The organism is Amaricoccus macauensis (assembly GCF_014201905.1).
Lineage (GTDB): Bacteria > Pseudomonadota > Alphaproteobacteria > Rhodobacterales > Rhodobacteraceae > Amaricoccus > Amaricoccus macauensis.
Map to the genome: position 1 here is coordinate 25544 of NZ_JACHFM010000011.1, position 6718 is coordinate 32261.

Annotated in this window: 9 protein-coding genes; all 9 read left to right on the forward strand. The window is 69.9% G+C overall.

What is annotated here, in order from left to right:
• Positions 1-33: 33 nt before the first annotated feature.
• The gene (locus HNP73_RS22520) at positions 34-615 is read left to right on the forward strand and encodes a lytic transglycosylase domain-containing protein (protein ID WP_221289050.1); all 582 of its coding nucleotides are present in this window, start codon (positions 34-36) and stop codon (positions 613-615) included.
• A complete protein-coding gene (locus tag HNP73_RS22525; protein ID WP_246400045.1) occupies positions 603-944 on the forward strand; it encodes a TrbC/VirB2 family protein in 342 nt (113 codons plus the stop codon). The genes HNP73_RS22520 and HNP73_RS22525 overlap by 13 nt, the downstream gene beginning before the upstream one ends.
• Positions 941-1222, forward strand: a complete 282-nt coding sequence (locus HNP73_RS22530; RefSeq protein ID WP_343063439.1) for a VirB3 family type IV secretion system protein — start codon at positions 941-943, stop codon at positions 1220-1222. The genes HNP73_RS22525 and HNP73_RS22530 overlap by 4 nt, the downstream gene beginning before the upstream one ends.
• Positions 1215-3572 (forward strand): VirB4 family type IV secretion/conjugal transfer ATPase, encoded by a 2358-nt coding sequence (locus HNP73_RS22535; RefSeq protein ID WP_343063441.1) that lies wholly within the window; start codon positions 1215-1217, stop codon positions 3570-3572. Before HNP73_RS22530 ends, HNP73_RS22535 begins: the two co-directional genes overlap by 8 nt.
• On the forward strand, positions 3572-3706 hold the full coding sequence (locus HNP73_RS23835) for a hypothetical protein (protein WP_281379335.1): 135 nt from the start codon (positions 3572-3574) through the stop codon (positions 3704-3706). Before HNP73_RS22535 ends, HNP73_RS23835 begins: the two co-directional genes overlap by 1 nt.
• The gene (locus tag HNP73_RS22540; protein WP_184155594.1) at positions 3703-4419 is read left to right on the forward strand and encodes a type IV secretion system protein; all 717 of its coding nucleotides are present in this window, start codon (positions 3703-3705) and stop codon (positions 4417-4419) included. The genes HNP73_RS23835 and HNP73_RS22540 overlap by 4 nt, the downstream gene beginning before the upstream one ends.
• Complete coding sequence (locus tag HNP73_RS22545) at positions 4416-4817, forward strand: hypothetical protein (RefSeq protein WP_184155597.1); 402 nt, start codon at positions 4416-4418, stop codon at positions 4815-4817. The genes HNP73_RS22540 and HNP73_RS22545 overlap by 4 nt, the downstream gene beginning before the upstream one ends.
• A gap of 7 nt (positions 4818-4824) precedes the next feature.
• Positions 4825-6000, forward strand: coding sequence for a TrbL/VirB6 family protein (locus HNP73_RS22550; protein ID WP_184155600.1), 1176 nt, complete (start codon positions 4825-4827; stop codon positions 5998-6000).
• A 74-nt stretch (positions 6001-6074) separates the two neighbouring features.
• A partial coding sequence (locus HNP73_RS22555) for a VirB8 family type IV secretion system protein (protein WP_184155603.1) occupies positions 6075-6718 on the forward strand: 644 nt, incomplete at its 3' end.

A 6718-nucleotide genomic window follows, 5' to 3' on the forward strand; every position in this document is an offset into this window, starting at 1 on the left:
GTTTCCGGTGAACCCGCTACACCGGTGGTCGGAATGTCCACCCGGAACGTCAACAGCGCCATCTACGAGCCGATGGCCGAGGGTGTCGCCGAGGTCTATGCGGCCCATCCGGCAGTCGCCGGTGCCGGCCTCGACGAGGCGGATTTCGTCCGGCTCTTTGTCGCGCTGATCGACCAGGAGTCGCGCTTCAACCCGGCCGCCGTTTCGCCGAAAGGCGCGCGCGGGCTCGGCCAGCTGATGCCGGAGACCGCCGCGCTCCTCGGCGTCGACGCCGGCGAGCCGATGGCGAACCTGCACGGCGCCGCACGCTACCTGACGGAGCAACTCGCCGCCTTTGGCCGGGTCGACCTGGCGCTCGCCGCCTACAACGCCGGGCCGCAACGCGTCGAGCAGTTCCACGGCATCCCGCCCTTCCGCGAGACCCGCGACTACGTCGCGAAGATCACCGCCGCGGCCGAGCTCGCCGACGCGGGTGCCGCCCCGGCGTTCGCGGCGCGGCCTGAGCCCGCGCGAGCGTTCGCCTCTCCCTCAAGCCCCGAGCTCGAAACCAATGCCCTCGAGCCGATCTCTCTCGCAGCCCCCGCACAAGGAACCGTGCTCGAATGGAAAAGATGATCGCGACCACGCGCCGGATGATCGGTCTCCGGCTTCCCTCGGTCATGCCCGGCACGGGGCTCGTCTGGCTGCTGCTCGGCCTCTTCGCGGTCGGCGTGGTCGTCGGCGGCCCGGCGGTGGCGCAGGACCTGTCGCCGATCGACACCTTCTTCGCGACCCTCGGCGCGGCGCTGACCGGCACCACCGGCCGGGCGATCGGCCTCGTCGCGCTCGCCGCCGTCGGCGTGATGTTCCTGTTCGGGCGGATGAACATGGGCTTCGCCGTGTCGATCTGCGTCGGCCTCGTCATCCTCTTCGGCGCCGCGACCATCCTCGGCGGCTTCGCGTGAGCTTCTCCGCGCCCTGCTTCCAGGCACTGACCAGGCCCGTCTCGATGATGGGCCTGCCGCTCACCTACGTCGTCATCCTCGCGATGACGACGATGGGCGGCTTCATCGCCACGCTCAGCTTCGTCTACTTCGGCGCGTCCGCGATCATCGGCTACGCGGCGCTCCGCGCGCTCGCCGCCTGGGACCCGCGGATCTTCGACGTGATCCTGACGAGCCTGCGGCGGACGCCACTGCCGGCGGGCTGGCTGCGCGGCAAGGGGGTCGTCTACCGTGCTTGAAAGCGTGCGCACCCTCGCCCGCCGGCGGCTGGAGCCGCGCGAGCGGCCCGACGACGCCGTGCTGGTCCGGCACCTGCCCTACGTCGCTGCCGTGACCGACGACGTGCTGATGCTGCGCGACGGCGAGATCATGGCGACCTTCGCCGTCGACGGCATCGGCGCGGCGACCGCGGAGAGCGTCCTCGTCGGCGACGTGGCGGACGCGGTGCAGGCGGTGGTCGCCCAGGCGACTCCCGATCTCGGCTTCCATCTCCACCGCGTCTCCTTCGTCGCCGACGCGCGGCTCAAGCCGCCGCTCGACGCCGATCCCTTCTCCTTCGAGGTCAACCGCCGCTGGCAGGCGGCGCTCGCGGCCATGGAGCTGCGCGAGCGCCGCTCGTTCCTGACCGTGGTGCTGCGACCGCAGAAGCTCCTTGGGCTCTCGACCCGGCTCTTCGGCGCCGGTGCGGCAGCACAGCGAGACCACCTCGCCCGCCGCGTCGAGCGGCTGAACGAGACCGTCTCCTACCTGATGGAGACGCTGGCCGTTGCCGGCCCCGAACGGCTCACCGTTGACGACGGCCGCTGGCTGGGACTGCTCCGCACCCTGGTCACCGGCCGCTTCGAGCCGATCCCCCTTCCCCAGACCTTCGAACCAGTGGCGAACCTCGTCGCTGGCTCCAGCGTCCGCTTCGAGGGTGACCGCTTTCTCGTGCCCGGCGCCTCGACCGAGGACATGCGCTTCGGCGCGGTCTTCTCGCTCAAGGCCTACCCGGCCGCGACGACGCCGGGCATCTTCGACCACTTCGACCTCGACTTCGACAGCGTCGTCACCCACTCGTTCACGCCGATCGAGCAGTTCGAGGCGCTGGCGCGGATCCGGCGCACCGTCCGCCAGATGGGCGCCGCCGATGACGCCGCGGCCTCGCTGCGTGGTCAGCTGATCGACGCGGCCGACGACCTCGCCTCGGGGCGGATTTCCTTCGGGCTGCACCATGCCTCGATCGCCGTCTTCGCCCGCGACGAGGAGGAGCTCGACGAGGCGGCGGCGCAGGTCCGCGCCTCGGGCCAGCGCGCCGGCTGCGTACTGGTGCGGGAGGACATCGGCGCCCGGTCGACCTGGTTCGCTCAGCACCCCGGCAACCAGGGCTACCGCGCCCGGGCGGCTATGGTCTCGTCGCGGAACTTCGCGCACTTCACCGCGCTGCACGCCGCGCCTGGAGGGCTCGACGCCGACCGCACGCCGTGGGGTGAGGCGGTGACGGTGCTGCCGACCGTCTCCTCGAGCGCGTACCGCTTCAACTTCCATCTCGGCGGCAAGGCCGGCGAACGCACTGTCGGCCACACGCTGGTGCTCGGCCAGACCGGCTCCGGCAAGACCCTCGGGACCGCATTCCTGATTGCGCAAGCGCGTCGCACGGGCTGTCGCGTCATCGTCTTCGACAAGGACCGTGGCCTCGAGATGCCGGTGCGCGCCATGGGCGGCGCCTACAGCGCGGTGCGGCTCGGCGAGGCGACGGGGTTCAATCCCTTCGCCGCCGAGACCGACGACCGCGGCCGCACCTGGCTCGCCGACTGGCTGGCGGCGATGCTGTCGCGCGAGGGGCCGCTGACGGCGATCCAGAGCCAGGCGCTCACCCAGGCCGTGGCGGCGAACGCCGAGACCGATCCGGGCCTCAGAACCCTCGCCTCCTTCCGCCGGCAGTTCCGCTCGGTCGACGACGACGGCGCGCTCTTCGACCGGATGGGCGACTGGGATCAGGACGGCAGCTTCGGCTGGCTCTTCTCCGGCGCCGGCGTCGACACGCTCTCCTTCGAGCAGCCGGTGACCGGGTTCGACCTCACCGAGATCTTCGACACAAGCGCCGTCAGGACCGCCTGGCTTTCCTACGTCTTCCGTCGCATCGAGCGCACCGTCGAGGACAGCCGACCGACGCTGATCGTCCTCGACGAGGCCTGGAAGCTCCTCGACGACCCCTACTTCGAGCGCCGGCTGAAGGACTGGATGCTCACGATGCGGAAGAAAAACGTCGCGGTGGTACTGCTGACCCAACGCGTCGCCCACATCCGCGAGAGCAAGGCCGGCGGCTCGATCCTCGAGTCGGCGGTGACGACGATTCTCTACCCGAACTCGCGCAACACCGCCGAGGAGCTGGCACCCCTCGCCCTCTCCGATCGCGAGCTCGACTTCGCCTGCGTCAGCGCGCTCGAGGCGCGGCTGGCGCTGATCCGCTCCGGCGGCGCCAGCGCCATCGTCGACATGGACCTGCGGGCCCTCGGGCCCCTCGTGAAGGTGCTCGGCGGCGGCGCCGGCGAATGGGCGCCCGAGGGCTGGCGCGAGCGCCCCGAGTTCTGGAAGGAGATTGCCTGATGCGCCCGAAATTGCGGTGGCTCTGGATCGCGCTGGCCGCGGCCGCGCTCGGCGGCTGCGCCGGCTACACCGACAAGACCAGCCCCTGCGTCTGCAACTGGGCGCCGATCGGCGACGCCGCGGTTCCGGCATGACGGCGCGGGTTCGCAAGGCGGCTGCGCTCGCGGCCCTCGGCCTCGCCCTTCTGGCGGCGCCGGTCGACCGGGCCGCGGCCCAGGGCGTGCCGGTCTACGATGCGACCAGCGTCGCGAAGTTGATCGAGCAGATCGCGACCCAGGCCGAGCAGCTCGCCACCATGAAGACCCAGCTCGAAAGTCTGACCGGAGCGCGCGGCATCGGCGCCTTCCTGAACGCCCCCGACGACATCGCGGCGCGGGCGGCGGCGACGAACCTCAACGGCATCGTCGACGGCGCGATCACCGGCAGCCCGATCCTCGGCAACACCGCGCGGCTCGCTTCGGCGATCGAGCGGCTCAAGGGCAACTACCAGCTCGACCTGCTCGGCCCCTACGCGAGTTCCGACATCGTCCAGTACCGGGCCCTCGCCAACCTCGGCGGCTCGTCGCTCGCGGCGATGGCGACGGGCGAGGACAGCTACAGCCGGGCGAACGAGGCGATGACCCGGGTTAACCAGCTCGTGCCGCAGATCGACGCCAACACTGACGTCAAGGCAGCGATCGACTTCAACACCCGGGTCCAGATCGAGCAGATGCAGGTGATGAACGAGCTGCTGCGCGTGCTGTCGGCGCAGGCGAACGCGACGGGTGCCCAGGCGCTGTTCATGACCCGCGAGCAGATGGCGTCGCGGGAGTTTATGAAGGTTGGAACGGGAGGAGTAACTCCATGAGAATGCGAGCAATAGCCGCGGTCGGCGCTGGGATCCTCGCAGCGGCATCGGGCGCCCAGGCGGCCGGGTCATTCGTGTGCGAGCGCTCTCCGACCGTCGAAGTCGCGGAACAGGTCGGCGGCAACTTCGCTCTCCAGAACATCGTCAACGAGTATCGCGTTCGGTGGGATGCCGTCGAAGCCAGACGCGAGTGCGAGGCCTTCGCGGCAGGGCAGCCCTCGGAGATCAGCTGCTTGAACGGTCGGCGAGACTGGACGGCGATCATGGCGAGCGTGCCTGGAGACTACTTCGGTCAGTCTAACAAGGCGCTCGCCGCGACCTATCGGAAGGAGATGCAACGAGGGAACGGCTTCAAGGAAGCCATGGCCTACTGCCGTAGCGTGGGCGCTATCGAGTAGGTTTGAGATGGCGACGTACATCCAGGACACCCTGACGAAAATCGACGTCTCTGTTGCGACTTACGCGCAGAACGTGTTCGTCGACATCGGTGGACCGATCGCCGCTACCATCCGCCTCGCGGGATTGGTGTCGCTCGCCTTCCTGGCCGTCAACGTCGTCATGCAATGGGCCCCGCTTCGGGTAGCCGACTTCGTCAAGTGGAGTGTGCGCTACCTGATCATCCTGGCCGTCGCCACGTCGTGGAACCAGTTCCTTCCCTTCTACGACATGCTCACCAACGTCCCGAGCTCAATCGGGGCAGAGCTGCTCGACGTGGCCAGCGCCCCGACCCTCAACGAGGCGCTGGATCAGATGGTGACGTCGATCTTCGACTTCTCCGACCGCGCGGCCGACGAGAGCGGCTTCTTCTCGATCAGCTTGCTCTCGATCGTTCTCGCCATCGTTGGGGCCCTCATGGCATGCGTCGCCATCCTCGTCGCCGCGATCGCCAAGATCGGCCTAGCCATGGCGGTGTCTCTGGCCCCGATCTTCATCGGGACTCTGCTATTTCGGGGTACCAGCGATCTGTTCGCGAGCTGGGCGAAGTTCACCCTCGGCTTCGCACTGATCCCGCTCGTGCTCGCCGGCGTCATGGGCGCGATCGTCGGGATCGGTGGCGCCATGATTGCCGAGATTGACGCCGCGGTGACGCTGACGGATGCCGCCGGCTTCCTGATTGTCGCCCTCGCCGCGATCTTCCTGATGTCCCAGGTGCCGACAATGGTGAACGGCCTCGCCGGCACCGTCGTAGCCACTGCGAGCGGCGTCCGCGAGGCGCGCCAGCTCGCCGGAGGTGTCGGCGCGGCCGGCAGCGGGGTGAAGGCGGTCGCCCGCACCGCGCACCCGGCGGTCGCGGCGGTCTCCGGCGCGGTCGGCGCCGCCCGCGCCGCCGAGGGCGGCATGGGCGCCCGAGCCTCCGCCGGCGCGCAGGAGCTCGTCCAGCACTACGAGGCCCGGAAGAAGGGGCGCGAGCGCCATCAGGCGCGCATGGCGAACATGGGCCGGCGCTCCACCTTAGGCGGCGACTTCGAAGCCGCCCAGGCTGGTTCGCTGCAGTTCAGCCGCGAGCGAAGGCGCCAGCGCGCCGAGGCGCGAACCGCTGACCGGTCGACCTCCGACAAGGCCAAGGCGCCGCCCGGCTAAGGGCGCTCCCACCCGCAGATCATCGTTCGCGCGCGCCCGCGTCGCGGCGCCATGGAAAAGGAGTCCGCCCGCTCATGTCCCAGAGATCCGACGTCGCGCAGCGCTTCGAGGACGAGGTCTTCTTCGACCTGCAGCGGCGGGCGGCGCTCTTCGGCTGGCTCGCCGGCCTGTCGCTGGCGACGGCTCTCTGCTCGGTCGCGGCGATGGTCTTCATGCTGCCGCTCAAGGAGATCCGCCCCTACGTCGTCATGGTCGACCGCCAGACCGGCGAGTCCGAGCTCGTGGTCTCGACCCGGCCGGCCGACCTCGCCGAGACCGACGCGGTGCGCCAGGCCGAGCTCGTCCGCTACGTCAGCGAGCGCGAAACCTACGACACCGCCGACAACCGCGAGCGCATCCCGGCGGTCCTCGCCACCTCGCAAGGCCAGGCGGCGACCTCGCTCCGTTCGCTCTGGACCAAGGAAGCCGACCAATACCCGCCCGCGATCTACGGCGAGGACAGCCTGATCAAGGTGAAGGTCCGCTCGGTCGCGATCCTGAACGACGCGACGGCCCAGGTGCGCTTCACCCGTACCCTCGAGCAGCCGGGCATGCAGCCGGTGGTCCGCGCCTTCGTCGCCACCGTCGGCTTCGCCTTCCAGCCGCGGGTCGAGCGCACGCTCGAGGCGGTCTGGCAGAACCCGCTCGGCTTCACCGTGACGAGCTACCGCATCGACGC

Coding starts and splice junctions, on each gene's coding strand:
- HNP73_RS23835 (WP_281379335.1), top strand. CDS start 3,572: ATGCGCCCGAAATTGCGGTGGCTCTGGATCGCGCTGGCCGCGGCCGCG.
- HNP73_RS22540 (WP_184155594.1), top strand. CDS start 3,703: ATGACGGCGCGGGTTCGCAAGGCGGCTGCGCTCGCGGCCCTCGGCCTC.
- HNP73_RS22525 (WP_246400045.1), top strand. CDS start 603: ATGGAAAAGATGATCGCGACCACGCGCCGGATGATCGGTCTCCGGCTT.
- HNP73_RS22550 (WP_184155600.1), top strand. CDS start 4,825: ATGGCGACGTACATCCAGGACACCCTGACGAAAATCGACGTCTCTGTT.
- HNP73_RS22520 (WP_221289050.1), top strand. CDS start 34: ATGTCCACCCGGAACGTCAACAGCGCCATCTACGAGCCGATGGCCGAG.
- HNP73_RS22545 (WP_184155597.1), top strand. CDS start 4,416: ATGAGAATGCGAGCAATAGCCGCGGTCGGCGCTGGGATCCTCGCAGCG.